Origin of the sequence: Nonomuraea sp. NPDC050022 (assembly GCF_044460705.1) — a bacterium.
Taxonomy (GTDB): Bacteria; Actinomycetota; Actinomycetes; order Streptosporangiales; family Streptosporangiaceae; genus Nonomuraea.
This window is the reverse complement of sequence record NZ_JBITKE010000004.1, coordinates 399,105-423,694: the sequence shown is the minus strand read 5'-3', so window position 1 is coordinate 423,694 and position 24,590 is coordinate 399,105. Positions and strand designations below refer to the sequence as shown.

The 24,590-nt window shown below is 68.3% G+C and carries 27 protein-coding genes; 12 read left to right on the top strand and 15 right to left on the bottom strand.

Going from position 1 to position 24,590, the window contains the following annotated elements; genetic code table 11:
* Positions 1-78 precede the first annotated feature (78 nt).
* Positions 79-978: a M23 family metallopeptidase gene (locus ACIBO2_RS18545; protein ID WP_358534124.1), complete on the bottom strand. Its 900-nt coding sequence runs from the start codon at positions 976-978 to the stop codon at positions 79-81.
* Positions 979-1,201: 223 nt separating this feature from the next.
* Between ACIBO2_RS18545 and ACIBO2_RS18540 the strand changes: the two genes are divergently transcribed.
* On the top strand, positions 1,202-2,059 hold the full coding sequence (locus tag ACIBO2_RS18540) for a DUF72 domain-containing protein (RefSeq protein ID WP_358534122.1): 858 nt from the start codon (positions 1,202-1,204) through the stop codon (positions 2,057-2,059).
* 29 nt (positions 2,060-2,088) lie between these two features.
* Here ACIBO2_RS18540 and ACIBO2_RS18535 read toward each other — a convergent pair whose 3' ends face one another.
* A complete protein-coding gene (locus ACIBO2_RS18535; protein ID WP_358534119.1) occupies positions 2,089-2,343 on the bottom strand; it encodes a hypothetical protein in 255 nt (84 codons plus the stop codon).
* A 272-nt stretch (positions 2,344-2,615) separates the two neighbouring features.
* On the opposite strand from ACIBO2_RS18535, the gene ACIBO2_RS18530 reads away from it, so the two are divergent.
* Positions 2,616-3,344 (top strand): GNAT family N-acetyltransferase, encoded by a 729-nt coding sequence (locus ACIBO2_RS18530; RefSeq protein ID WP_397298044.1) that lies wholly within the window; start codon positions 2,616-2,618, stop codon positions 3,342-3,344.
* Positions 3,341-4,306: a lysophospholipid acyltransferase family protein gene (locus tag ACIBO2_RS18525; protein ID WP_397298042.1), complete on the top strand. Its 966-nt coding sequence runs from the start codon at positions 3,341-3,343 to the stop codon at positions 4,304-4,306. The genes ACIBO2_RS18530 and ACIBO2_RS18525 overlap by 4 nt, the downstream gene beginning before the upstream one ends.
* Before the next feature lie 47 nt (positions 4,307-4,353).
* Here ACIBO2_RS18525 and ACIBO2_RS18520 read toward each other — a convergent pair whose 3' ends face one another.
* Entirely contained in the window at positions 4,354-5,205 is an 852-nt protein-coding gene (locus tag ACIBO2_RS18520) for a glycerophosphodiester phosphodiesterase family protein (protein ID WP_358534111.1), read from the bottom strand.
* Between the two features lie 358 nt (positions 5,206-5,563).
* Between ACIBO2_RS18520 and ACIBO2_RS18515 the strand changes: the two genes are divergently transcribed.
* From ACIBO2_RS18515 to ACIBO2_RS18505, 3 genes are all read left to right on the top strand, one after another.
* A complete protein-coding gene (locus ACIBO2_RS18515; protein WP_358534109.1) occupies positions 5,564-6,370 on the top strand; it encodes an MBL fold metallo-hydrolase in 807 nt (268 codons plus the stop codon).
* Positions 6,371-6,442: 72 nt separating this feature from the next.
* Positions 6,443-7,042, top strand: a complete 600-nt coding sequence (locus ACIBO2_RS18510; RefSeq protein WP_358534106.1) for a PadR family transcriptional regulator — start codon at positions 6,443-6,445, stop codon at positions 7,040-7,042.
* Positions 7,043-7,153: 111 nt separating this feature from the next.
* Entirely contained in the window at positions 7,154-7,531 is a 378-nt protein-coding gene (locus ACIBO2_RS18505) for an SgcJ/EcaC family oxidoreductase (RefSeq protein ID WP_358534104.1), read from the top strand.
* A gap of 170 nt (positions 7,532-7,701) precedes the next feature.
* Here the strand turns inward: ACIBO2_RS18505 and ACIBO2_RS18500 are convergent, their stop codons facing one another.
* The 3 genes from ACIBO2_RS18500 to ACIBO2_RS18490 are packed head-to-tail and all read right to left on the bottom strand — an operon-like array spanning position 7,702 to position 10,302.
* Complete coding sequence (locus ACIBO2_RS18500) at positions 7,702-8,091, bottom strand: Rieske (2Fe-2S) protein (protein ID WP_358534101.1); 390 nt, start codon at positions 8,089-8,091, stop codon at positions 7,702-7,704.
* A gap of 37 nt (positions 8,092-8,128) precedes the next feature.
* Positions 8,129-9,634 carry a HAMP domain-containing sensor histidine kinase gene (locus ACIBO2_RS18495; RefSeq protein WP_358534099.1) on the bottom strand — a complete coding sequence of 502 codons (1,506 nt, stop codon included), beginning with the start codon at positions 9,632-9,634 and terminating at the stop codon, positions 8,129-8,131.
* Positions 9,631-10,302 (bottom strand): response regulator transcription factor, encoded by a 672-nt coding sequence (locus tag ACIBO2_RS18490; protein WP_357938343.1) that lies wholly within the window; start codon positions 10,300-10,302, stop codon positions 9,631-9,633. Before ACIBO2_RS18490 ends, ACIBO2_RS18495 begins: the two co-directional genes overlap by 4 nt.
* A 123-nt stretch (positions 10,303-10,425) precedes the next feature.
* Here ACIBO2_RS18490 and ACIBO2_RS18485 point away from each other — a divergent pair, with 123 nt between their 5' ends.
* Positions 10,426-10,911 (top strand): hypothetical protein, encoded by a 486-nt coding sequence (locus ACIBO2_RS18485; RefSeq protein WP_358534096.1) that lies wholly within the window; start codon positions 10,426-10,428, stop codon positions 10,909-10,911.
* 85 nt (positions 10,912-10,996) lie between these two features.
* Here ACIBO2_RS18485 and ACIBO2_RS18480 read toward each other — a convergent pair whose 3' ends face one another.
* Together ACIBO2_RS18480 and ACIBO2_RS18475 are read right to left on the bottom strand one after the other, a co-directional pair.
* Positions 10,997-12,073, bottom strand: coding sequence for a hypothetical protein (locus ACIBO2_RS18480; RefSeq protein WP_358534093.1), 1,077 nt, complete (start codon positions 12,071-12,073; stop codon positions 10,997-10,999).
* A gap of 166 nt (positions 12,074-12,239) precedes the next feature.
* A complete protein-coding gene (locus tag ACIBO2_RS18475) occupies positions 12,240-12,761 on the bottom strand; it encodes a YtxH domain-containing protein (protein WP_397298036.1) in 522 nt (173 codons plus the stop codon).
* A 158-nt stretch (positions 12,762-12,919) separates the two neighbouring features.
* Here ACIBO2_RS18475 and ACIBO2_RS18470 point away from each other — a divergent pair, with 158 nt between their 5' ends.
* Entirely contained in the window at positions 12,920-13,456 is a 537-nt protein-coding gene (locus tag ACIBO2_RS18470) for a peptidylprolyl isomerase (protein WP_358176617.1), read from the top strand.
* Between the two features lie 172 nt (positions 13,457-13,628).
* Positions 13,629-14,498: a rhomboid family intramembrane serine protease gene (locus ACIBO2_RS18465; protein ID WP_358534088.1), complete on the top strand. Its 870-nt coding sequence runs from the start codon at positions 13,629-13,631 to the stop codon at positions 14,496-14,498.
* 33 nt (positions 14,499-14,531) lie between these two features.
* Here ACIBO2_RS18465 and ACIBO2_RS18460 read toward each other — a convergent pair whose 3' ends face one another.
* Complete coding sequence (locus tag ACIBO2_RS18460; protein ID WP_225301770.1) at positions 14,532-14,777, bottom strand: cell division protein CrgA; 246 nt, start codon at positions 14,775-14,777, stop codon at positions 14,532-14,534.
* A gap of 159 nt (positions 14,778-14,936) precedes the next feature.
* Between ACIBO2_RS18460 and ACIBO2_RS18455 the strand changes: the two genes are divergently transcribed.
* From ACIBO2_RS18455 to ACIBO2_RS18445, 3 genes are read left to right on the top strand one after another with little or no spacing between them, the layout of a single operon-like run.
* On the top strand, positions 14,937-15,560 hold the full coding sequence (locus ACIBO2_RS18455) for a class E sortase (RefSeq protein WP_357938357.1): 624 nt from the start codon (positions 14,937-14,939) through the stop codon (positions 15,558-15,560).
* Between the two features lies 1 nt (position 15,561).
* A complete protein-coding gene (locus tag ACIBO2_RS18450; protein WP_358176611.1) occupies positions 15,562-15,720 on the top strand; it encodes a hypothetical protein in 159 nt (52 codons plus the stop codon).
* The gene (locus ACIBO2_RS18445) at positions 15,717-16,289 is read left to right on the top strand and encodes a gamma-glutamyl-gamma-aminobutyrate hydrolase family protein (protein WP_358534086.1); all 573 of its coding nucleotides are present in this window, start codon (positions 15,717-15,719) and stop codon (positions 16,287-16,289) included. Before ACIBO2_RS18450 ends, ACIBO2_RS18445 begins: the two co-directional genes overlap by 4 nt.
* Positions 16,290-16,549: 260 nt before the next feature.
* Here ACIBO2_RS18445 and pknB read toward each other — a convergent pair whose 3' ends face one another.
* From pknB to ACIBO2_RS18415, 6 genes are all read right to left on the bottom strand, one after another.
* The gene (gene pknB, locus ACIBO2_RS18440) at positions 16,550-18,412 is read right to left on the bottom strand and encodes a Stk1 family PASTA domain-containing Ser/Thr kinase (RefSeq protein WP_358534083.1); all 1,863 of its coding nucleotides are present in this window, start codon (positions 18,410-18,412) and stop codon (positions 16,550-16,552) included.
* Positions 18,413-18,494: 82 nt separating this feature from the next.
* Positions 18,495-19,943: a serine/threonine-protein kinase gene (locus tag ACIBO2_RS18435; RefSeq protein ID WP_358534080.1), complete on the bottom strand. Its 1,449-nt coding sequence runs from the start codon at positions 19,941-19,943 to the stop codon at positions 18,495-18,497.
* Between the two features lie 21 nt (positions 19,944-19,964).
* Positions 19,965-21,428, bottom strand: coding sequence for a penicillin-binding protein 2 (locus ACIBO2_RS18430; RefSeq protein WP_358534077.1), 1,464 nt, complete (start codon positions 21,426-21,428; stop codon positions 19,965-19,967).
* Positions 21,425-22,813, bottom strand: a complete 1,389-nt coding sequence (locus ACIBO2_RS18425) for an FtsW/RodA/SpoVE family cell cycle protein (protein WP_358534075.1) — start codon at positions 22,811-22,813, stop codon at positions 21,425-21,427. The genes ACIBO2_RS18430 and ACIBO2_RS18425 overlap by 4 nt, the downstream gene beginning before the upstream one ends.
* Positions 22,814-24,115 carry a Stp1/IreP family PP2C-type Ser/Thr phosphatase gene (locus ACIBO2_RS18420; protein WP_358534073.1) on the bottom strand — a complete coding sequence of 434 codons (1,302 nt, stop codon included), beginning with the start codon at positions 24,113-24,115 and terminating at the stop codon, positions 22,814-22,816.
* The gene (locus tag ACIBO2_RS18415) at positions 24,112-24,582 is read right to left on the bottom strand and encodes an FHA domain-containing protein (RefSeq protein WP_214635377.1); all 471 of its coding nucleotides are present in this window, start codon (positions 24,580-24,582) and stop codon (positions 24,112-24,114) included. The genes ACIBO2_RS18420 and ACIBO2_RS18415 overlap by 4 nt, the downstream gene beginning before the upstream one ends.
* Positions 24,583-24,590 lie beyond the last annotated feature (8 nt).

Genomic DNA, 24,590 nt, shown 5'->3' with positions numbered 1-24,590 from the left:
ATTTGACGGCAAAGGCCACCACCCATGAGTGGGTGGTGGCCTTCGAGGTCGTGCTTCTTTATCGCACTGTTCTAAGGGCTAATCGCAGTGCTCGAAGCCGCTGGTGTACGAGCTGCTGCCGACCGAGCCGCCCCACTTGACGCACTTTCCGGGCGCGCTGCGTTTGACCGGTCCCGCGTAATAGTCGTAGCTGCCCGAGTCGGTCGTCCGGCTTTCCCCTTCCGGTTCCAGGAAGGCCGACACCGCCGACGCCGTGCCGAGGCTCGTCGTCTTCAACGTCGCGACGCAGTTGTAGCCGTTACCTGAGTTGTAGAGCAGGTAGGTGCGACCGCCAGTGAGAGCGGCGGAGTCGATGACCGAGTAGCCGCTGCCGCAGACCTCCTCGGCGGTGTAGGGGTTGCCACCGCAGGCGTTGGTGCTCGTGACGGCCTTCTTCTGGCCCAAGGACACGGTCACGCCGTCCACGGTCGGGCTGGTGTCCATCGCGCCGCTGGAGGTTCGCTGTTCATAGTGCAGGTGGGGAGCGTTGGCGCCGCCCGTCGAGCCGACGGTCCCGATCGTGGTGCCCTGGCCGACGCTCAGTGAGCTGCCGGCCGCCTTCACCATGGTCGCGAGGTGGGCGTACCGGGTTCTGGTGCCGTCACTGTGCTGGATCTCTATCCACTTGCCATAACTCGTGCTTCCCGCGTCGTAGAAGTACGCGGTGCCCGCGGCGGTGGCGCGTACGGTCTCACCGTTGATGTCGTCGCCGCCGTAGTCCTGCCAGTCGATGGAGCCCGATGGGTTGTGGGTGGGGGTCCAGTTGTTGGCGTAGAAGGTCTTCCCACAGTTGAACGGGCTCTTGTGGGACACGGCCATGACACTGCTGTCCTGCGCTGAGGCGGCTTGGGGAATCAGCGCTGTCGCGAGAGTGAGCGTCAGGGCGGTGATCGTGGTTCTGAGGGTCTTGGGCCAGGTCGGCTTGCCAGTTGTGGGCATGCTTGCCTCTCTGAACGAGTCGTATGGGGGGATACGGTTAGGCGCCCAGGTCCTGATGTCGGTGAGCCTCGTGGTGACAGAGCTGCGTCGGGAGGGTCGATCATGAAGATAACTCTGAAAGTTCTTTTCATCAATCTCTGCGACATGAAATTTTGCGGCTGTTCCGCTTGAGGTGGCGCATTCGATTTAGGCGACGCAGCCGCCCCCGGGTAGCGTCGAGGCCATGCGGCTTCATGTGGGATGCGCGATGTGGACGCACGTGTCCTGGCAGGGGCGCTTCCTGCCTCACCCGCTTCCTCCGGGCGAACGCCTGCGGGCCTACGCCACTTGGTGCAACGCGGTGGAGGGCAACACGACGTTCTACGCGACACCGGCGCGCACCACCGTTGAGTCATGGGCCCGGCAGACCGACCCCGACTTCCGCTTCGTGGTCAAGCTGCCCAAGTCGATCACGCACGAGCGCCGCCTTACCGGCCCAGGCGCCGACGAGGAGTTGCGCGCGTTTCTGACGGCGATCGAGCCGCTCGAATCGCGGGCCCACGCCCTCTGGGTCCAATTGCCGGGGTCATTCGCACCCACCGACCTGGGCACCCTGGCGGGCTTTCTCCGTGGCCTGCCTCCTTCGTACAGATACGCCGTCGAAGTGCGTCACCGGGCGTTCTTCGATGACGCGCGGTCAGTACGGCTGCTCGAAGGCGTGCTCGCCCGCGCCGGTGCCGAATGGGTGCCATTCGACACCACCACCCTTTTCCACAGCCCTCCGACCAGCGACGCCGAACGAGACGCCTGGACGAAGAAGCCGCGCGTGCCGCGCCGGTCGACGGCTCTCACCGACCGTCCGATCGTGCGTTACCTCGGCCGGGATGCCACCGAACGTACGGTCGAGGGCTGGCAGGAGTGGGTCGCCACGGTCGCCGAATGGCTGCGGGAAGGCCGCTCGCCGACGGTGTTCGTGCACACCCCCGACAACGCCGACGCGCTGACTCTCGCCCGCCGGTTTCACGACGAGGTACGGGCCAGGGTGCCCGAGGTCGAGCCGCTCCCCGAACCCATGCCGAGCGAGCCACTGACCCTGTTCTGAGCGCGACCCCATCTGTCCCGATGGCAAACCTATATGGATTTCACCCACGAACGAGCCTTGGCCATGGGCATCGCGAGCTCGTCCTGCACGAGACGTACCGCTTCGTCCTCGTCGCCACGCACCTTGAGCTGGCGCACGCGACCAGTGATGTCCATGGCCCTCATCGGGTCTGTGTACTTGTGTATGCGCCGCTGCCGCATGACCTTGACCAGCTGCAAGACCCAATAGATGAGGAAGCTGAGAAAGAGTCCGGCGAAGATGAGAGAAATCACCGTTTCTAGCACGGATTGATCTTAGGATGCGGCCGCCGCCTCCCACGGAGTCCACACGGGGGGTTCGCCCAGCTCGCACGTAAGCTTTGCCTTTTGACGGGGCAGCACAGCGGGCGGCCGACCTGCCGACTCCCCGCTCTCGACCGCCGGAGTCCTGACCCCTCGACCGTGGTCGTCTACGAGGTTCACCACGCGGACGCCTCGCTGCCCCCGATGGGAGACGCATCCGTCATTTCGGCATGTCGACATGGTCGCGAGACGCTTTCAGGGAAGGACGCCCGCCCATGACGATCTCTCTCACCGGCCGCCCCACAACCGGCCGCTACACAGTCGGCATGGCCACGAGCGCTGCCGACGTACAGGCCGCGCAACGGCTTCGCCACGAGGTCTTCGTCGAGGAGATGGGGGCGCGGCTCGACAGCCCGATCTCCGGTCTCGACGCGGACAGGTTCGATGCGTACTGCGACCACCTCCTGGTCCGCTACGACGACAAAGTGGTCGGCACCTACCGGTTGCTCCCTCCGGGACGTACGGACCGGCTGTACTCCGACGCCGAATTCGATCTCCGCAACCTGGCCGTCCTCAGGCGGGACCTGGTCGAAGCGGGCCGCACCTGCGTACATCCCGATCACCGCGCCGGCACGGTGATCGGCCTGATGTGGGCGGGCATCGCGCGCTACATGGTGAACGGCGGCCACAGGTGGCTGGCGGGTTGCTGCTCGGTACCTCTCGACGACGGGGGCGCGGTCGCGGCCGGTGTCGTCGAGCGGGTGCCGCTGGGCCCGGCGGAGTACCGCGTAACGCCGCGCGACCCGTGGCGGATCAAGGGCGCCGCCCGTTCCGACCGGTTCGTACCGCCTGCGCTGCTCCGCGGCTACCTGCGGCTGGGCTCCTGGGTATGCGGGGCGCCCGCGCATGACCGTGACTTCGGCACCGCCGACTTCTTCGTCCTGCTCTCGATGACCAACGTCAACGCCCGCTACTTGCGGCACTTCCTGGGAGAGCCGCAGTGACCATCAGCGCGGCCGGCCCGGTGGAGATCAACCCGTGGCTCCGCATGGGCCCGTGCACTCCCGACGCCTGTGTGGAGCCCCCGGCCGCGCTCGCCGGTCCCGTCCATCGCGTGGCGCGGCTCCTCGCGGCCGTCCTCGTGCTGCTCGCGGGCCTTTCGATCGCCCTGGCGACTCGCCGAGCCGGTACGGCCTGGCGGGCGGAGATCACGAAGACGTGGGCGCGACTGCTGCTGCGGGCGCTCGGCATCAGAGTCAGAACCATGGTCGGCGTCGCCTTCTACACCGAACCACAGCCCACGCCGACCACGCCAACCACACCAAGCGCGCCGACCGCGCCGACCGCATCAAGCGCGCCGACCACGCCGACCGCACCAAGCGCGCCGACCGTCATGGGCGAGGGGGGCGCGCTTCTCGTGGCCAACCATGTCTCCTGGCTCGACCCGCTGGTCATGGCGGCCACGGTGCCGTCACGGCCGCTGGCGAAGCGGGAGATCGGCCAATGGCCGCTCATCCGTACACTGGCCGCGGGCTCGGGCGCGCTGTTCATCGACAGGGAACGGCTCTCCGCCCTGCCATCGGCCGTCGCCACGGTCGCGAACGCCCTCAGAGCGGGCGACACCGTGATCGCGTTCCCCGAGGGCACGACGTGGTGCGGGCGTGGGATGGGGGAGTTCCGGCCGGCCGTGTTCCAGGCGGCGATCGACGCGGGCTCCGCCGTACGCCCGGCCACACTGCGCTACCGCGAGGGAGACTCGACGTCGACCCGCGGCTGCTTCGTCGGAGACGACTCGCTTCTAGCCTCCCTCCTGCGGGTGACCGCGACCCGCCACCTGGTCGCCGAGGTCACCCTCTTCGCTCCCATACGGCTCGCTCACACCGGGCAGCGGCGGCACGAGGCGCGCGCCACGCTGGCGAGGATCGCCGAGGCCCAGGTACGCGTCGGCGTCGTCGAGCAGCCATGAAGCCAGAGTTGCCCGTCGTCACAGGACGACGGGCAACCCGGAGCGTCCTATCGAGCCAGAGACATGAGCGTGTCCGGCTTGTTGGTGATGATGCCGTCCACTTCATAGCCGATCAGCCGACGCATGACGTCGGGGTCGTCCACCGTCCAGGCGAAGACCGCCATCCCCAGGCTGTGGACGCGCCGCACGTACTGCTCGGTGATGTTGCCGTACGGCGGGTTGATGTGGGTGGCGTACGCCGCCACCTTCGGCAGGTCCGCCATGGCCGGCGTGCCGAGCAGGCCGATGGGCACCTGGGGCATGGCGCGGTGGAACGTACGCATCGAGGCCCAGTTGAACGACTGCACGACCAGCCGGCCGGAGCTCAGCCACGAGGCGTCGCCCCGCAGCTCGTCGGCCACTCGCTTCTCGATGCCCGGGTAGAGCTCCGGCGCCTTGATCTCCAGGAGCAGACTGAGACCGCTGCCGTCCATCTCGCTCAGGGTCTCTCCGAGGGTCGGTACGGGCTCGCCGTCGTACTTGGCGGCGAACCACGAGCCCGCGTCCAGCCGCTTGATCTCCGCGAGCGTGAAGTCGCCGACCCGCCAGGGCGCCCGGTCGGGGAAGACCTTCTCGACGTCCGTGGTGCGGGACAGTGTCGTGTCGTGCATCAGGATGAGCTTGTGGTCCTTGGTCTCCTGTACGTCGAGCTCGAACGCGTCTGCGCCCAGCTTGTCGGCCAGCTGGAACGCGGTGATGGTGTTCTCGGGCGCGTCCGCGGAGGCTCCGCGATGCGCGACGACCGTGACCTGGGGGGCTTCGAAGTAGATCGCCGATGACGGGGTGGCGGTCGCTGTGGGGGCTACGGTGGCGAGGGCGGCGAGGGACGTGGCGATGATGGCTCCGAGTCGGGGGAACATGGGGGCTCCTCTGGCTTGGGAAGGCAGCCGACAAACCGAACTTGACAACCACGTGTGACGCGGAGTTGAGGGGAGAGCAACCCACTGATGCCAGGCAGATGAGCATTGAGGGCACCGGCTGTCCGGTCAGCCGCCCCCGCCCACGACGCGTTCCTGACGCTCCGCTGATCGCCCTATGTCATCGGTCGAGCACGTGTCGTAACGAAGCGTTCCCCATTAAACGGCCCGCCACGCGCGGCCGTCCTATCCCCGAGCCGGTGCGGATCTTCGGTGTAGATCACGACCTGAAACCCATATGGCCTGTTGCGATCGTAAGTAGAGTTCTCGCAGGGTCCCACGGGAGATTCAGGATCGAGCGATGAACGAGCAGTGGCGGGAAATCGGCGACCGGGTCTATGTCCGGCGCCATGAGTCCTTCGACATGAACGTCGGCCTGATCGTCGGTGACGACCACTGCCTGGTGCTCGACACCCGCGTGTCCCACCGGGAGGCCGCCGACCTGATCGAGGCGATCAGGCGGATAACCACCAGCCCGTGGACGGTCGTCAACACCCACTCCCACTTCGACCACTACTTCGGCAACGCGCTGTTCCTGCCGGGCGAGATCTGGGGTCACTCCAGGTGCGCCGAGGAGATCGAGCTGTACGGCGAGCAGCAGCGGGCCAAGTGGATCGAGCGCCTGCCCGACGACCGGCGGGCGGAGCTGGAAGAGGTGGAGATCGTGGCGCCCGACCACACGTTCACCTCGACGGCCACGCTCGACATTGGCGGCCGGATCGTCCACCTGAATCACTTCGGCCTCGGCCACAGCAGCAACGACATCGTCGCGCACGTACCCGACGCCGGGGTGGTGTTCGCCGGAGACCTGATCGAAGAGGGCGCCCCGCCGGCCTTCGGCGACTCCTACCCGCTCGACTGGCCCGCCACGGTCGCCACGATGCTGACCGAGCTGCCCGAGCGGGTGATCGTGCCGGGACACGGCGCGGTGGTCGACCGCGCCTTCGCCATCGCCCAGCAGGCCGAGCTGGTCGCCGTGGCGGAGCTCGCCACGCGGGCGCACGTGGAGGGCCTGCGTGACCTGATCACCCGGTTCCCCTACCCGGAGGACGTCGCCAGGCAGGCCATCGAACGGGCCTTCCTGCAGCTCGACAGCCAACTGGCCTGACCGCCGCGCACCAGGCTGGACAGCCGTACTGTCGTTTTCTATAGTGCATATTGCAATATAGAAGGAGGCATCATGGCACGACGCCACGACCTGGTCGGGCTGACCGTGCTCGCCATGCTCTCGGTACGTGCCAGCCACCCCTACGAGCTGCACCGCTTCATCGTCGACACGCACAAGGACTACGTGACCGGGCTGCCGCGCAGCCTCTACCACGCGGTCGAACGGCTGGCGAAGGACGAGCTGATCGTGCCGGCGAAGACCGACCGCGAAGGCCGCCGGCCCGAGCGGACGGTCTACGAGATCACCGAGGAGGGCCGCCAGGAGCTGGCGACGAGGCTGCGCAGGACGCTGGAGCAGCCGGATGCCGACCGGCGCACGCTGGTGGCCGCAGTCTCCCTGATCGGCGCGTTGCAGGTGCCCGACGCCAAGCGGGCGCTGCGCACGCGTACGGCCTCCATCGAGGGGACGATCAGCGGCATCGAGGCGCACCGGCGGGCGATGACGGAAAGCGGCCTGCCGGAGCTCCTCATGCTCGAGATGGAGTGCGAGCAGGCTCTCTACACGGCCGAGCTGGCCTGGTTGCGCAGCGTGCTCGACCGGCTGGACAAGGGCGCGCTCGACTGGTCGGGCACGGTCAAGCAGTCGCTGATGGAGCAAGTGCTGGAAAGTTAAGTGGCCGCCGGGGTGCGCCAACACCCCAGCGGCCGGAAATCCGAACAAGGCGCCTGCCCTGTCCAGGACTCGCAGTCTCAGGATAGGCGCCGCGACAACAGGAGCAGTGCCATGTCCACTGAGATCAGAGACCTCCTCACCAGGCTCACCGCAGCCTGGAACTCCGGCGACGCGGCGGCCTACGCCGCGCTGTTCACCGAGGACGCCGACTACATCACCTTCTTCGGCCTGCACCTTCAGGGCCGGGAGGCCATCGAGGTCGCCCACCGGCAGCTCTTCCAGAGCCCGATCAAGCTGACCGGAGGTGGCGGCGAGCCCATCGTCAAGCCGCTGGGCGACGGCGTCGCGCTGGTGATCTCCGGTGGCGGCTCGACCGTCGACGGGCGGCCCGATCCGAGCCGCGACTCGATCGTCACCTTCACCGCCGTCAGCACGCCCGGCGGCTGGCGCTTCGCCTCGTTCCAGAACACCCGGGTGCGCACGCCATGAGAAAGTCCCTGCTCGTCGAGGTGTAGGAGAGGACTTGGGGTGCTCCGTGCACCTCACTTAGGCTGCGGCCCACCTGAGCGTCGACGCCGACGACCCCACGGGAGCCGTCGGCGTCTACGCCAGAGCCGGGTTCGAGATCTACCGGCGCGCCACGATGTACTCGCTGCCGATCACGCCAGCCTGATCTTGCCCTTCACCAGCTTGATCTTCTTCTTGGCGAGCGGACGCTTGGCCGGACCGCGCACCACCGCACCCGTCAGGGCGCTGAACTGGCTGCCGTGGCACGGACAGTGGATCTTGCCACCGCTTACGCTCGCCACCGTGCAGCCCTGATGGGTGCAGATGGCGCTGAAGCACTTGAAGACGCCCTTCGACGGATGGGTGATCACGTACTTGCCACTAACGATCTTGCCTTTGCCGACCGGGATGCTCTTGGCGCTGGCCAGGACCGGACCGGCGGCCTCCTCTTCGGCCTCGGCGGGTCGCGCCCACAGGAAAACGGCTCCTGCTGCGCCTGCGGCGGCGCCACCTCGGGTGATCAGTGCACGGCGTGTGAGCATGATTGCCTCCTTCAACTAACCACACGATGAGAAGTGGCTAGTGGTTCAGGGGAAATCTCGCGATAAATCCACCTTCTTCGGCGAGCAGCGTGCCGCCGTGCAGCAGCGCGATGTCCCGCGCGATCGGCAATCCGAGCCCGGCCCCGCCGACATCCCTGGCCCGCGCCTCGTCCAGCCTGGTGAACCGGTCGAACACCGCCTCACGCTGCCCCACCGGAATCCCCGGCCCGTCGTCGAGCACCTGGAGCACGGCCTGGCCGTCCTCCTGGCGTACCCGCACCCGTACGACCGCCGCGGCGTGCCGTACCGCGTTGTCGACCAGGTTGGTCACCAGGCGGGCCAGGTGCGCCCGCGAGCCCTGGAAGACGACGTCGGGCTCGACGTCCAGCTCCATCCGCAGCTCGGGCCGCCGCTTGATGCGCAGCGACTCCTCCGCCGCCACCTGGCCGAGGTCGAGGTCGCTCGTACGCAGCGGCTCACCCGCGTCGAGCTTGGCCAGCAGGAGCAGGTCGGCGGCCAGCGACTGGAGGCGCTCCACGTCGGCGAGCGCCTCGGCGGTCAGCTCGCTCGGCTCGGCCAGCTCCAGCCGGGCCCGCAGGGTGGCGATGGGGCTGCGCAGCTCGTGGGCCGCGTCCGCGACAAACCGTTTGTGCGTCTCGACGGCCGTCTCCAGCCGGTCGAGCGTGCCGTTCACGGTGGTCGCCAGGGCGGCGATCTCGTCGCCCGAGCTGGGTACGGGCACCCGCTGGTGCAGGTCGCGGGCCGTGATGTCGGCCACCTTGGCCCTGATGGCCGCGACCGGGGCGAGCGTGCGGCCGACCGAGAACCAGGTCATGCCCGCCACCACGAGCAGCAGCGCGGGCACGCCCGGAAGGAGGGCGCCGTTGAGCGTCTCCAGCGCCTGGTCGGCACCGACGAGCGAGGCCCTGGCCCAGATCTCCGCCGATCCGCTGGACGTGGACACGGGCATGCGCGCGACCGCGAAGTCACTGCCCTGCGCCCAGTTCGCCGCCGCCGGGGCGCCCGCTTTCGTGAGCAATACGTCCGAATCGACGATCCGCATCGCGAGCGCCGGCTGAACCACCAACCCGGCCACTGCGTCATCGGCGGGGCGCGCCCGTCCGCCCGCGGTGGGCTCCGCCGTCGGCGCGTCACTGGACGTGCGCGCCCAATCGATTGTCGTCGGCTCTCCCGCCGACGAGGTGCGCGCCCGTTCGGCTGCCGTCGGCGCGTCGCTTGAGGTAGGTGCCCGTCCGGTTGTGGCCCGCTCCCCGGAGGCGGGCGTCTGGGCAGTCGTGGGCCGGCTGAGCAGGGTGGTCAGGTCGACGGTCTCCGCGTACGGAGCCGCGGCCACGGCCTTCCTGGCCGCCTCCGCGCCCGCGCTGCTCTGCAGGCTGCCCCGCAGCGCCAGCACCAGCACGACCGCCGCCAGCCCGAGTGCCACGGCCACCACCAGTGTCGCCGCCGCGGTCGCGCGCAGCCGTACGGACGCCATCCCTACGGGCAGCCGTCCCAAGGTCAGGTGTCTGCGCCACCAGGTCATGCCGCCTCCAGTCGGTACCCGGCGCCGCGCACCGTCACCAAGGTCGTCCTGCCGAACGGTTGGTCGATCTTGCGGCGCAGCGCGCTGATGTACACCTCCACGATGTTCGGGTCCCCGTCGTAGGAGAAGTCCCATGCCTGCGCCAGCAGTTCGCTCTTGGAGACCACCTCGCCGGCCCGTCGCGCCAGCCCGTGGAGCACCGCGAACTCCTTCGGCGTCAGCGCGATCTGCACCTCCCCCCGGCGGCAGCGCAGCCCGGCCGGATCCACGACCAGGTCCCCGACCGTGATCGTCACCGGCCGCTCGTGCCCGCCCCTCCGTACGAGAGCACGCAGCCTGGCCAGCAGGACCACGTACGAGAACGGCTTGGCCAGATAGTCGTCGGCGCCCGTGTCGAGCGCCTCGGCCTCGTCGTAGATGCCATCCTTGGCGGTGAGCATCATGATCGGTGTCCAGTTGCCGGCCTCGCGCAGCCGGGAGCACACGGTGTAGCCGTTCAGCCTGGGCAGCATCACGTCGAGCACGATCACGTCGTAGGTGTTCTCCGAGGCCATCCAGAGCCCGTCGCGCCCGTCATAGGCCACGTCGACGGCGAACCCCTCACCCGCCAGGCCGCCCTTGACCAGATCGGCCAGCCGCTGCTCGTCCTCCACCAGTAGCACTCGCACACCGAACAGGGTCCCGCACCCAACCTAAAGCCAACCTGAAGATCATTTAGGGCGCCTTCAGGATCACTTCAGGTACGGCGGGCCAGGCTCGGGGCGTCCGATCGTTTCCAGCAAGGAGATTCCATGTTCAAGCGACGTCTCGCGGTCCTCGGCGCGGTGGGCGTGCTCGTGCTCACGGGCCTGGGCGGATCCGCGATGGCCGACGAGGCTCAGCCGCCCGTCCCGGGTGTCAAGGTGACGTGTACGACGAGCGACGGCAAGACCATCGCCTTCGCCGAACCGGCGCGTCCCCTCGCCGCCAAGCCGGGCGAGAAGGCGCCCGAGGGGGGTGTGGCCGTGCGCCTCCGGGACGACAAGACGATCGAGATCGAGTCGCTCCCGGAGGGGGCGGTCACGAAGGCCCTCCCGGCCAAGCCCGCCGTCAAGGGTGAGGAGCTCACCACCGAACGCGGCGAGCTCGCTGTCAAGGGTGAGGAGCTCACCACCCAACGCGACGAGCTCGCCGACGACGCCGTGAAGCTGGGCATCGCCCGGCCGACGGCGGACGGCGGCCTACCGACCAAGGACTTCGCCAAGTCCCTCGCCGTCAAGTGCGAGCCGAGTAAGTGAGGCCGCGCCCGCCGTAGCACCGGGGGTGTGCGGCGGGCGCGCTCACCCGGACCTGACGGGTGCGCATCCACGGGGGCGCGTTCACTCACTCCGGGAGCGACGGGTGCGGCCCCAGGGCCCAGTACTCGAACAGGCCATGACCCACGAGCCCGTCGTACTCGAAGCGCCCCACGGCGTCGACCATCCCCCACATCTTGGACGCGTCGTCGGGCAGCGTGTACGTCACGCCTTGCACGACCGGCTCCGCGCCCTGGTACATCCCGTGCTTCCAGTCCGGCTCCAGGCCATAACCGGTGCCGACCATGAGGTGGACCGGCAGCACAGGGGTGCACCGCACGTCGAACGCCTTGCCGCCGGGAGGTGAGAACGTGATCGTGGCCTCGACGACGTCCCGGGTGCCGGGCGCGTAGACGGGGTGGTACTCGGGCCGGCCCAGATACTCCTCCTCGCGCCCGTCGGACCAGACCCTGGTGGCCTCCTCCAGGACGCGGCGGCCCTTCTCGTCCTCCTGGATGATGCAGAGGATCGCGTGGTCGTCGAACCGCATGGGCGTGTACAGCCAGTAGAAGCTGCCCGCGTTCTTCGCCTGGATGCCCGGCGGTTCGGGCTCGCCGACGGGCCTGATGCCCCAGGATCGGTCGCGGGTGCCCTGCCATCGGTCAGGGGTGACGGATATCTCGTCGTCCCCGATGCGGATGTGGCCGGACCAGAGCCCGGTCTGCGCCAGCCGTACGGAGTCGAAGATGACCCGCTCCTGCCAGCGGACGAAGTGCCGTGGCTCGAGCGTCGCCGGGATCGTGCCCTCCCAGGTGAGGTCGAAGGACAGGCCATGCTCGTTGGGCTCCAGGATGATCTGGAGCCGTTTGAGCCCTTCGATGACCTTCACCTGGAACGGGCCGATCTCGGTGTTCATCCGGTCGGTGCCGAGCTCGCGTGAGGCGCGGACGACCTGGTGCAGGTTCCCGTAGCGGACGCAGGCGAAGGCGTCGGTGACGCCCAGGTTGGGATACTGGCCGGCGCCGACGATCAGCATGAGCTCGTCGGTGCCGGGGTGGCAGTTGAAGTAGTAGCGGTCGTAGAAATTGCGGTCCGAGGTCGCCACGTGCCGCATGACCTGAGCCGCCTGGTGGATGGGGTAGTCGTCGAGCGGGGACAGCGTCATGCCGCCGGTTGTAGCAAGCGCTTGGTATGGGCGTCAACGCCTACGGGCGGAAACACGCCCCCGAAACACGGAGTCGCCGAACGGCGCGCCTCCAGAGACCGCGAAGTCCCTCAACGCGAAAGCGCGCCCCCCACTCGATCGAGTGGGGGGCGCGCTTTCGCGCGGATCACGTCATCTTGCGCGATGCCTCATCCGCCTTGTCGGACATCTCGGACGCCATCCTCTCGGTGGCATCCGCGGTCTTGTCCGCCTTGTCGCCGGCCCACTGCGACGCGTCCGAGGCCGAGTCCTTCATGTGCTCGGTCCACTGCCGGGCGTTACGCCGGTAGAACAGATAACCGAGCGCGCCCACAGCGATACCGGTCAGAAGGATCATCACCGGCATCCCCCGCGACCTGCGCGGGGTCGGGTCGATCCGCTCGGCGGCGTTGATCAGCATGGCGCTGACCTTGGGGGCGAGCTCATCCTCGACCCGATGCGCGGCCTCTTCCAGCCTCGGGGCCGCCCAGTAGCGGGCGTCCTCGATGCGATGCGCGGCGACCACCTTGGCCTGATCCGCCATCACCTTGGCTTGATCCGCCATCGGCGTCATTTGCCGGCCAGTTCTCATGGCCCGGGCCTTCATACGGCCCATCCACGTGGTTGGGACTACGATGACCACGCGGCGATTTTTCAGTGTCAGGGACACAACAACCTCCCCTGCTTGATGGGGCCCCGAGCCTGACCTTCCCGTAGCGAAGCGGCTCAATCATGGCGGTCCGTGGCAGGATGGCTTTCGCGGCCTAACGACCGTGGTCATCAAAATCCACAAAACCAACCTTGTACATAGAGGGGGGCAGCTGTCTCGTGGCCGAGAAGCTGATCGCAAACCTGCAGACAAATCGCGGAAATATCAAGATAGAACTCTTCCCCAACAAGGCGCCCAAGACGGTCCGCAACTTCGTCGAGCTCGCCGAAGGCGGCCGTGAGTGGACCCACCCGGGCACCGGGGAGACGAGCACCGGCCGTTACTACGACGGCACGATCTTCCACCGGGTGATCCCCGGCTTCATGATCCAGGGCGGTGACCCGCTGGGCGAGGGCATCGGCGGCCCGGGTTACGACTTCGACGACGAGATCCACCCGGATCTCTACTTCAACCGCCCTTACCTCCTGGCCATGGCCAACGCCGGCATCCGGTTCGGCAAGGGCACCAACGGCTCGCAGTTCTTCGTCACGGTCGTGCCCACGCCGCATCTCAACGGCAAGCACACCATCTTCGGCGAGGTGATCGAGGGCCAGGACGTCGTCGACGCGATCGCCAAGACGCCGACCGGCCAGCGCGACAAGCCGGTCGACGCGGTGGTCCTGGAGTCGGTCACGATCGACCGCGTCCAGGGCTGACCAGACGCATCGTCCGGGCTGACCTACGTGGGCTGACCAGACGTACCATCCAGGGTTGACCTAGGCACACATCCCGGGTTGACCCAGGCGAACCGTCCGAGGCCGCCCAAGGCGCACGGGGCGGGCTGAACACGCCAGCGCGGCGATGCCGCGCAGGCCATAGGCTGCGGTCATGACCAGCCAGCCGCCCAGCCCGCCCCCGCAGCCCGAGCAGCCCGCGGAGGCCGTGCCGACGTGCTACCGGCACCCCGACAAAGAGACCTGGGTCCGCTGCCAGCGTTGCGAGCGCCCCATCTGCCCCGACTGCATGCGCGACGCCGCCGTGGGCTTCCAGTGCCCCGAGTGCGTGAGCGAGGGCAATCGAGGGGTACGCCAGGCGCGATCGGCGTTCGGCGGCGCCGTGGTCACCACGCCATACGTCACCTGGGTGACCCTGGCGCTCAACGTGCTCGTCTTCGGCGCCCAATATCTGACGGGCAACGCGGTCACCGAACAACTGGCCATGCGGCCGTACAACGTCGTCGCCGGGCATGAGTATTACCGGCTGCTCACGTCGGCGTTCGTGCACGACGGGCCGTTCCACATCCTGTTCAACTGCTGGGCGCTCTACGTCATCGGCCCCTACCTGGAGCGGGCCTTCGGGCACACTCGCTACCTGGCCGTCTACCTGGTCAGCGCGCTGGGCGGCTCGGTGCTCGGCTACTGGCTCGACCCGCTCGGCCAGTACACGGTCGGGGCGTCCGGAGCCATCTTCGGCCTGTTCGGCGCCGTGTTCGTGGTGGGGCGCAAGCTGAACATGGACGTACGCGGCATCGCCGTGCTGATCGCGATCAACCTGGCGATAACCTTCCTGGTCTCCGGCATCAGCTGGACCGGCCACATCGGCGGCCTGATCACGGGATCGGCCCTTGCCGGGGCCCTGGCCTACGCTCCCAAGAGCAACAGGACCCTCTGGCAAGTGCTGACGGTCGTGGGAGCGCTGGCCATCCTGGTCGTGCTCGTGGCCGTCAGATCCTCGGCCCTCCTGGGCGGCGCGGGCTGACTTCCCCAGGGTGTGGAAAAACTGTGGAAAAAACTAACGCCAGCGGGTGGAGAGCACTACTCCGAAGATGATGAAGACGAACCCGATCAGCAGATTCCAGTTGTGGAGATCGCCGATGAAGGGTGCGCTGGGCGCCACGTAGTAGACGGCGATCCACAGGATGCCGATGATCCACGACACCACCATCGTGGGAGCCAGCCAGCGCGGGCTGACCGTGACCTGCTGGGACTTCTGCGGCGGCGTGTAGACCGCCTTCTTGCGAGCCTTGGACTTGGGCACTGGAAACTCCTGCTGGGCGCCTGGGCATCCGGGTTGTCCACAGGCTATTAGTTTTGAGCGTAATTGCTTTGAGCGTAGTGGAAGCGTGCCCAGGATAGTCGCCACGCGCACGAGATGGCGATCCCCGGCCTCCGGATGAGTCGCGCTTACGCTGAGTGAGTGAGGGCCGTGCTGCGGGCCGCGGGGGAATCGAGCATCACCGCGGGCCTGATCCTGTTGTTGTTCTGCGCCTACCTGCTGTGGGGGACGGGCGTCTATACCCAGCGCATGCAGCTGCAACTGCAGCAGGAGCTGGTGGAGGAACACGCGCGCCCGGAGCCGGCCAAGCTCCGGAAGATCGAGCTGGGCCGGGCCGTGGCCATGCTGCGCATCCCGAGGCTCGGGCGCGACTACCACTACGCCGTGGTCGAGGGCGTGGACGCGGAGCACCTGAAGAAGGGCCCGGGCCACTACCCCGGGACCGCCCTCCCCGGACAGATCGGAAATTTCGTCGTATCGGGTCACCGGACCACGTACCTGGCGCCGTTCAACCGGATCGACGAGCTCCAGCGCGGCGACGAGATCATCGTCGACGCCCCCGAAGCCCGCTACACCTACCGGGTGACCTCGCAGGACGTCGTGTACCCCGACGAGGTCGACGTGATCGCCTCGGTGCCCGGCAAGCCCGACACCAAGCCCATCAGGGCCTACATCACGCTGTCGACCTGCCATCCCGAATACTCCGCCGCCCAGCGGCTCATCGTGTTCGGCGTGCTGAAGAAGACCGAGCTCAGGATGGAATGACATGTACGGATGGCTCTGGGACAGGCTGCCGGGCGGCACGGGCACCAAGCTGCTGGCGGCCACCGTGCTGGTCGCCGTGGCGGGCGTCGTACTCTGGTATGCCGTGTTCCCGCTTCTCGAACCCGCGGTGACGCTCGACGAGGTGACCGTACGGAAATGACCCGCGTGCTGGTCGTGGACAACCACGACAGCTTCGTCCACACCATCGTCCAATATCTGCGTGAGCTGGGCGCCACGTGCGACGTGCGCCCGCGCGACGACGTGCGCGTGAGCGACGCCGACGGCTTCGACGGCGTCCTGGTGAGCCCGGGGCCCGGCACGCCGGAGGCGGCGGGCGTGAGCGTCCCCCTGGTGCGCCACGCGGCCCTGCGCGGCCTGCCGCTGCTCGGCGTCTGCCTCGGGCACCAGGCGATCGGCCTGGCCTACGGTGCCACCGTGTCGCGGGCGCCCGAGCTCGTACACGGGCGGACCAGCGCGGTGTCGCACGACGGGCTCGGGGTGTTCGCCGGGATCCCCTCGCCGGTGCGGATGACCCGCTACCACTCGCTGGCCGTACGGCCCGACACGGTGCCCGCCGAGCTCGACGTGACCGCCCGTACCGAGGACGGCGTCATCATGGGGCTACGGCACCGCACGGCGCCCGTCGAGGGCATCCAGTTCCATCCCGAGTCGGTGCTGTCGGAGCACGGGCACCGGCTGCTCGGCAACTGGCTGCGCGGGATCGTGTAACACTCGGCCGCCGCCGGACGACAGACAGATGAGCGTCCCCGCCGTTGCCCCCGAGCGGCGGGGGCGCTTTTTTCGCGCCGTTCTCGCGCTGGGGCTCGCGCCGCGCTTCCGCCGGTGTTTGCGCCGTTGACGCCCCGCCATCGGGCAGCGCGTGCCGCGCCATCGGATCGCGCCGACTCTTTCGTGCCCGATGTGCCAGAGCCGCCCTCCCGGTGTGGGAGGGCGGCCCTGGCGCCGGGCTCTGCTCAACGCCTCGCGGGTCAGCCTTCGATGCTGCCGTCGTCGATCGGTGAGTCGTCGGTCGGCTGGTCGTCCGTCGGCTGATCGGTCGGCTGGCCGTCCGTCGGCTGATCGGTCGGCTGCGGCTGGTCCGTCGGCTGGTCGGTCGGCTGCTGCTCCGGACCCGTGGAGACCACGATCGTTATGGTGGTGCCGGGGTTCTGCGGTGTGCCCGCCTCGGGGTTCTGCTGGATGACAGTGCCCTCAGGCTGCTCATTCGCCTGCTGGACCGCTCTGACCTTGAAGCCTGATGCCCTGAGCGTCTTGGTGGCGTCCTGCTGGGTCAGGCCGATCACGCTGGGGATGGCGATCTGCTCCTTGGGCACGTAAAGCGTGACGGTGCCATCCTTCTCGACCTCCTCGCCGGCCTTGGGATCGGTCTCGATGACCTTGCCCTGCGGCTTGCTGGAGACCTTGGTCTTGACCGTGCCGGTCAGCCCGGCCTTCTCAAGGATGTCGTTGGCCTCCGCGGTCGTGGCGCCGATCAGCCCGTCGGGGACCTTCACCTTCGGCGGGCCCTTGGACACGACCAGCTTGACCGTGGAGTCCTTCGCCACACTGGTGCCTTCGGCGGGCTCGGTCCTGATCACGGTGTCTTTGTCGTACTCGGCGCTGGCCTCCTTCACCACCTCGGCCTTCAGCCCCAAAGTGGTGAGCTGGGCCTGGGCGGCCTGCAGGCGCTGCGCGGCGAGCGAGGGGACCTTGATCTCGCCCGTGGGTTTGTCGCCGCCGCTGCTGAACACCGCGTAACCGACGCCGATGAACGCGCCGATGATCAGGAGAGGGATAACGATCCAGGCCGCGGTCTTGAGCGCGGTGTTGCCGCCGCCGCTGTTGGCGCGCCGCCGGCCGCCCCGGCCGCCGTGCCCGCCGTCGTCGTACTCGTAGGGGGGCACCGCGCGGGTGCCCTGAGTGGCCGGGCCGGTGGCGGACTGGGTGGCCGTCATCATGCGGGTGCCCGCACCGTAGTTGCTGGTCATCGCCATCGTCTGGGCGTCGACCGGCATGCCGGACATCGCCCGCTGGATGTCGGCCCGCATCTCGCCCGCGTTCTGGTAGCGATGCGCGGGGTCCTTGGCCATGGCCTTCAGGACGATCGCGTCGCACCACGCGGGAATCTCGGGGTCGATCTGCGACGGCGGGATGGGCTCCTCGCGTACGTGCTGGTAGGCGATCGCCACGGGGGAGTCGCCGGTGAACGGCGGCTGGCCGGTGAGCAGCTCGTAGAACACGCACCCGGTGGAGTAGATGTCGCTGCGGGCGTCGACCCGCTCACCGCGCGCCTGCTCGGGCGACAGGTATTGGGCGGTCCCTATCACCTGCGCCGTCTGCGTCATCGTCGCGGCCGAGTCGGCCATCGCGCGGGCGATGCCGAAGTCCATCACCTTGACGTCGCCGTTGCGAGTGATCATGACGTTGGCCGGTTTGATGTCGCGGTGCACGATGCCGCCGCGGTGGCTGTAGTCCAGCGCCCGCAGGATGCCGTCGACCAGCTCGGCCGCCCGCTCCGGCAACAGCCGCCGGTCGGCCCGCAGCAGGTCGCGCAGCGTCCTGCCGTCGACGTACTCCATCACGATGTAGGGCACCGGGGCGCCCTCGCTGACGTCCTCGCCGGTGTCGTAGACCGCGACGACCGCCGGGTGGTTCAGCGAGGCCGCGGACTGCGCCTCACGGCGGAACCGCGCCTGGAAGGTGTGATCGCGCGCCAAGTCAGAGCGGAGGGTCTTGATCGCGACTACGCGGTCCAGCCGGATGTCTCGGGCGCGATAGACCTCGGCCATGCCGCCGCGCCCGACGACGCCGTCGAGCTCGTAACGACCTCCGAGTCGCCGAGGCTGAGTCATTTCCTGCACTGTCCCTTACCGTTCATCTTGGGTACCGGCCTGCTCGCGGGCCGCCGGTGTCCATCATCGACCCCGTGGCGCATCACGTCTCCTCCTTCGGCGGGTTTGTGACACCCGGGTCAGGCGAAGCACTTGGTGTCGGAGTTGTCGGTGTAGTGGTGGGCCTGGGGGTCGGTGTGGGAGTCGGGGTACGGGTTGTCGGGGTGGACTTGGGGGTTGGCTTCCTGGATGGAGTTGCCGACACGCTTACCGTAGCCGACCGTGAGGGTACCGGCCTCTTCGACTTCACCGTAACGACGGGAGGTCGTCGAGTGTGAGTCTTGGTCTTGGACGGCTTCCATACCGGAGTCACGCTCACCGACTCCGACGGGTCGGCGATGCTGGGCTGGCTGGGCACCGCCTCGCGGTCCATGAAAGTGAAGGCGCTGAGCCCGACTGCGGCGGCGCAGCCCGCGCTGGCGAACAGCGCCAGCGTCAGCCTGCCCCTGCGGCGCCGGGGTGGGGCGGGCGCCGCACCGGGCCGCCCGGCGATCGAGCCGGGGGACGGTGAGCGCAGCGTCGTGGCAGTCGGCGCGGCGAGGTCGTCGGTGACAGAGCCCTCTCCCTGCCGCCGCCACTCTTGGAAGCCCTCCTGCCCCTGCCGGCCCCGGGCGCCCTCTTCCTGCTGGCGTACGCGGAAGCCCGCCGGATCGGTGAGCATGCTGAGCTCGGCACCCGACTTGTTGGCGGCCAGCGACTGGCCCAGCCGCTGGGAGCGGTCGGCGACCTCCATGGCCGACGTGGGCCGCTGCCGCGGGTCCTTGGACAGCAGCACCATGACCAGCTCGCGCACCGCCGCGGGCACGTCGACGCCGAGCGGTGGCGGCGGGTCGTTGAGGTGCATGAGCGCGATCGCCACCGGCCCTTCTGCCTGGAACGGCGTGCGCCCTGACAGGCACTCGTAGGCCACCACGCCAAGCGAGTAGAGGTCGGTCGACGGGGTGAGAGGCAGACCCTGTGCCTGCTCCGGGCTGACGTATTGGGCCGTGCCGAGCACGGTGCCCGTCAGCGTCACCGGAGCCGACTCCATGGCGCGGGCGATGCCGAAGTCGGTCACCTTGATGGTGCCCTCGGGCGTGACGAGCAGGTTGCCGGGCTTGATGTCGCGGTGGATGACCCCCGCCGAGTGGGCGGCGTGCAGCGCCTTGGCCGTCTGGTGCACGACGTCGAGCGCCACTTCGGGCATGAGCGAGCCGTTGCGGGTCAGGATGGCGGACAGCGGCTCGCCGTGCACCAGCTCCATCACCAGGTAGGCCAGGTCGCGCTGCTCGCCGTAGTCGAAGATCTGCGCGATGCCGGGGTCGGCCAGGGCGGCCGTGATCCTGGCCTCGTTGCGGAAGCGGCCGCGGAAGGACTGGTCGTCCTGGATGTGACTGCGCAGCACCTTGACCGCGACCTCACGGCCCAGCAACTCGTCACGAGCACGCCAGACATCCCCCATACCGCCCGAGGCGATGCGGGAGAGCAAGAGGTAGCGGTTACCGAGCCGCATGATCCAGCAGAGTAGCGGTCATCACTTGTTCAGCACCGCCTCCATCACGGCTTTGCCGATCGGCGCGGCGGTGTGGCCGCCCGTCGCCTCGGCGCCGACGTTGGCCGCGCCCGACTCGACGATGATCGCGACCGCGACCTTCGGGTCGTTGGCCGGCGCGAAACTGATGAACCAGGCGTGCGGCGGCTGGCCGTTGGACGTCTCAGCGGTGCCGGTCTTGCCCGCCACGTCGACGCCGGGGATCTGCGCCAGGTTGGCGGTGCCGTTGTTGACGACGCTGACCATCATCTCGCGCAGCTTGCCCGCCGTCTCGGAGCTGACCGCCTCCGACAGCTCCTCGGGCTTGGCGTCCTCGACCGAGTCGCCCTTGGAGTCAGTGATCTTGTTGACCAGGTACGGCTTCATGACCTTGCCGTCGTTGGCGATGCCCGCGGCGATCATGGCCATCTGCAGCGGCGTCATCTGGTTGCTGCGCTGGCCGATGGAGGACATGGCGATGGCCGCCTTGTCCTCCTTGGGGCCGAAGGAGCTCTGGGCCACCGACATCGGAATGCCGATCTGCGTCCCCATGCCGAACTTCTCCGCCTGCTTCTGCATCTTGTCGTAGCCGAGGTCCATGCCGATCTGGCCGAACGGCGTGTTGCAGGACTTCTCCAGCGCGTAGACCAGCGGGACCTTCCCGGCTCCGCAGGCCGCGCCGCCGTAGTTGGGCAGGCTGATGTTGGTGCCGGGCAGCGGGAGGCGCTGCGGGGCGTCCACGACCGTCTGGGGGCCGCGGCTGGAGTCGTCTTCGAGGTAGGCCGCCGCGGTCACCACCTTGAACGTGGAGCCGGGCGGGTAGGTGCGGTCGATGTTGCGGTTGAGCAGCGGCTGGCCCTTGTCCTTGGCCAGCTTGTCGTAGAGGGGGAACACCTCGCCCTTGTTGGTGCCCGAGAGCTCGGCCGGGTCGTAGGTGGGCAGCGACACCATCGCCAGGATCGCCCCGGTCTTCGGGTCGAGCGCGACGACCGCGCCCCGCTTGCCGCTCTCGCGCAGTGCGTCGTAGGCCGCCTGCTGGGCCTTGGGGTTGATCGTCACGTCGACGTTGGCGCCCCTGGTGGGTTCACCGGTGAACAGGTCGATGCTCCGGCGCAGCAGCAGGTCGGGGCTGGAGCCGTCGAGCCATTTGTTCTCGGAGCGCTCGATGTTGGACTCGCTCTCCGGCGAGAAGAAGCCGGTGACGTGCGCGTAGAGCTTGCCGTCGGGGTATTTCCTGAGGAAGCGGAAGTCGCCGTCCTTCTTCTCCACCGACTGCGCCAGGATCACCTTGCCGCCGGCGGTGATGCGACCGCGTTCCACGGCGTAGCGCGCGTAGTAGTTGCGCTGGTTGCGGGGGTCTTTGCTGTATTGCTCCACCCGTACGGCCTGCACAACGTTCACGTTGATCATCAGAAGCGCGAACATGACCAGGCAGGCCACGGCCGCACGCTTCAGAGTGCCGTTCATCGCTGGAACACCTGCGTCATTCCCTCGTTCTGGATCGCCTGGGGCGGAGGTCGCCGTGCCGAGTCTGACATGCGTACCAATAGCGCGATAAGGATCCAGTTAGCGAGCAATGCCGAGCCACCCTGAGACATGAACGGGGTGACCAGGCCGGTCAGGGGGATGAGGTTCGTCACGCCGCCGACGATGATGAAGACCTGCCAGGCCAGGATGAACGACAGGCCGCCGGCCAGCAGCTTGGAGTAGGGGTCGCGGGCCGCGAGCGCGGTGCGCAGCCCTCGCTGCACGATCAGCGCGTAGACCATGAGCAGCGCCATCAGGCCGGTCAGACCGAGTTCCTCGCCGGTCGCGGTGAAGATGAAGTCGGAGAACGACAGCGGGATGAGGTAGGGGTGGCCCTGGCCGAGGCCGGTGCCGAGGATGCCGCCCGCGCCCATCGCGAACAGGCCTTGCATGAGCTGCGCGCTGCCGCCGAGCTCGCGGTTGAAGAACTCGTCGTTTCCCGGGTCGAGCCAGACCTCGATGCGGGCGTGCACGTGGTCGAAGATCTGGCTGGCGAGGAACGCGCCGCCGACGAACAGCAGGATGCCGATCAGCACCCAGGAGGTGCGCTGGGTGGCGACGTACAGCATCACGATGAACGTGCCGAACAGCAGCAGCGAGGAGCCCAGGTCCTTCTGCAGCACGAGCACGCCCAGGCTGACCGCCCAGGTGATGAGCACCGGTCCGAGGTCGCGGGCGCGGGGCAGATCGATGAAGAGCAGCCGGCGTCCGGCCAGGGCCAGCACGTCGCGCTTGGCCACGAGGTAGCCGGCGAAGAAGATGACCAGAGCGATCTTGGCCAGCTCCGCGGGCTGGATGATGGCGGGGCCGAAACCGATCCAGATGGTGGCGCCGTTGACGCTCTTGCCCAGCCCGGGAATCAGCGGGGAGATCAGCAGGAACAGCCCGGCGAAGCCCGCGGTGTAGGTCAGGCGCTGCAGCGTGCGGTGGTCGCGCAGCACGACCAGCGTGATGGCGAACAGGACCACGCCCGCGCCGGTCATGATCAGCTGGTTGGTGGCGGACGCGCCGCCGGTGCCTCTCGCGCCCGAGGCCTCGATTCGGTAGATCATCACCAGGCCGATGCCGTTGACCACCGTGACCAGCGGGAGGATCAAGGGGTCGGCCCATGGCGCGAACTTGGCGAGCACCAGATAGGCGGCCAGCATGAACCCGCCCAGCCCCAGGCCGTAGGTCAGCATGCCCGAGGGGATCGCGCCGTCGAGCGCCAGCCCGACGTTGGCATAGGCGCCCATGACGATCACGACCGCGAACCCGAGCATGGCCAGCTGGGCCCCACGCCGCTTGGCCGGCATGAGGACGGGGGCTTCCGCCACTTCACTCATCTACTGCGGTTTCGCCTTCGTCTTCGTCGCGCTCGCGCTGGGCGAGGCGGTCGCGGTCGGGGTGGCGGCCTTCTGGTCGGTCGGCTCCGCGGTGGTCTTGAAACCGTTGATCTTCGTCATGCCTTCCGCCAGGGTCTTGACCTCGATGCCGCCCTTGATCAGCGCCTGGTCGGGCTCGGAGAGCTGGGAGAGCGGCTTGCCGGTGTGCTGGGCGACCGAGAAGAACTCGAACGGCCCCACCTCCTGGCGGATGCCCCGGAACACCACCACCTCGTCGCCCTTGGCTCCGACGAAGAACTGGTCCTGGGTCCACTGCCAGCCGAAATAGCCGCCGGCGCCAATGGCGACGACGGCCACACCCAGGACCGAGACCAGCATGGGCCAGGCCCGGCGCCGCTTGACCGGCCGCCGGGCCGCCTGCGGGCCCGGCTCGTCGAAGTCGTCGTCGGTGAGCACCGGCTGGGGCGCGGTCACCGCGCCCGGCCGGCCCGGCGAGGTGTCGTGCGCTTCGAACCGCAGGCGGGTCATGCCCGCCGCCCCGACGGTCGCCGACTCGGTGGTGGGCGCCTGCTGCCCTTCAGTGAGCTCCAGCACGTCGGCCAGGACGCAGGTGATGTTGTCGGGCCCACCGCCCCGGTTGGCCAGGTCGATCAGCTGGCGAACGACCTCTTCCGGGTCGTCGATGTTGGTCAGCGTGGCATGCAGGGTCTCCGCGCTCACCACTCCGGACAGGCCGTCGGAGCAGAGGAGATAACGGTCGCCCACCTGCGCCTCGCGCAACGTGAGGTCGGGATCGACCTCGCCGCTCCCGTCGAGTGCCCGCAGCAGGATCGAGCGCTGCGGGTGTGTCGCGGCCTCCTCAGGCGTGATGCGCCCGTCGTCGACCAACTGCTGCACCAGCGTGTGGTCGTGGGTGATCTGGTAGAGCTCCCCGCGTCTGAGCAGGTAGGCGCGCGAGTCGCCGACGTGCACCAGGGCCACCGAGGTGCCGTTCCAGAGCATGGCGGTCAGCGTGGTGCCCATGCCCTTGAGGCTGGGATCCCGGCCCACCATCTCGTGCAGCTTGCGGTTGGCGTCGCGTACCGCTGCCTCGATGGCGTTGAGCAGGTCACCACCCTGTTGGGCCTCGTCGAGAGAGGCCATTGCGGCGATGGCGACAGAACTCGCCACCTCACCGTGTGCGTGTCCGCCCATACCGTCTGCGACGGCTAGCAGACGGCCGCTTGCGTACGCCGAGTCCTCGTTTCCTTCGCGGAGGAGGCCGACGTCCGAGCGGGCGGCGTAGCGGAGTGCGATGGTCATTTGCGCAATTCAATGACTGTCTTGCCGACGCGGATCGGAACACCGAGCGGCACCGGGGTCGGGCGGGTGACTTTTGAGCGGTCGAGATATGTGCCGTTGGTCGAACCGAGATCTTCCACGATCCACTGACCGTCCTGAGGGAAGAGCCGGGCATGCCGGCTGGAAGCGTAGTCGTCGGTGACTACCAGCGTGGCGTCGTTCGCCCGGCCAATGGTGATGGGCGTCTCCGTGAGATTAATGGTGGTGCCTTGCAGCGGGCCACCCGTCACAACGAGCTGGCGTGGCTCGCCCTTCTTATTCTTCGGCTTAGCCGCCGGTTTGGTGGGCTTGATGCCCTTGCGTGGACCCGCGGGGGCCGTACGTGATCCGAACAAGTCTGTCCGGATCACGCCGACTGCGGCAATGACGAAGAACCACAGCACAGCCAGGAAGGCGAGCCGGATCAGCAGCAGCGTGAGCTCGGACATGGACCGTC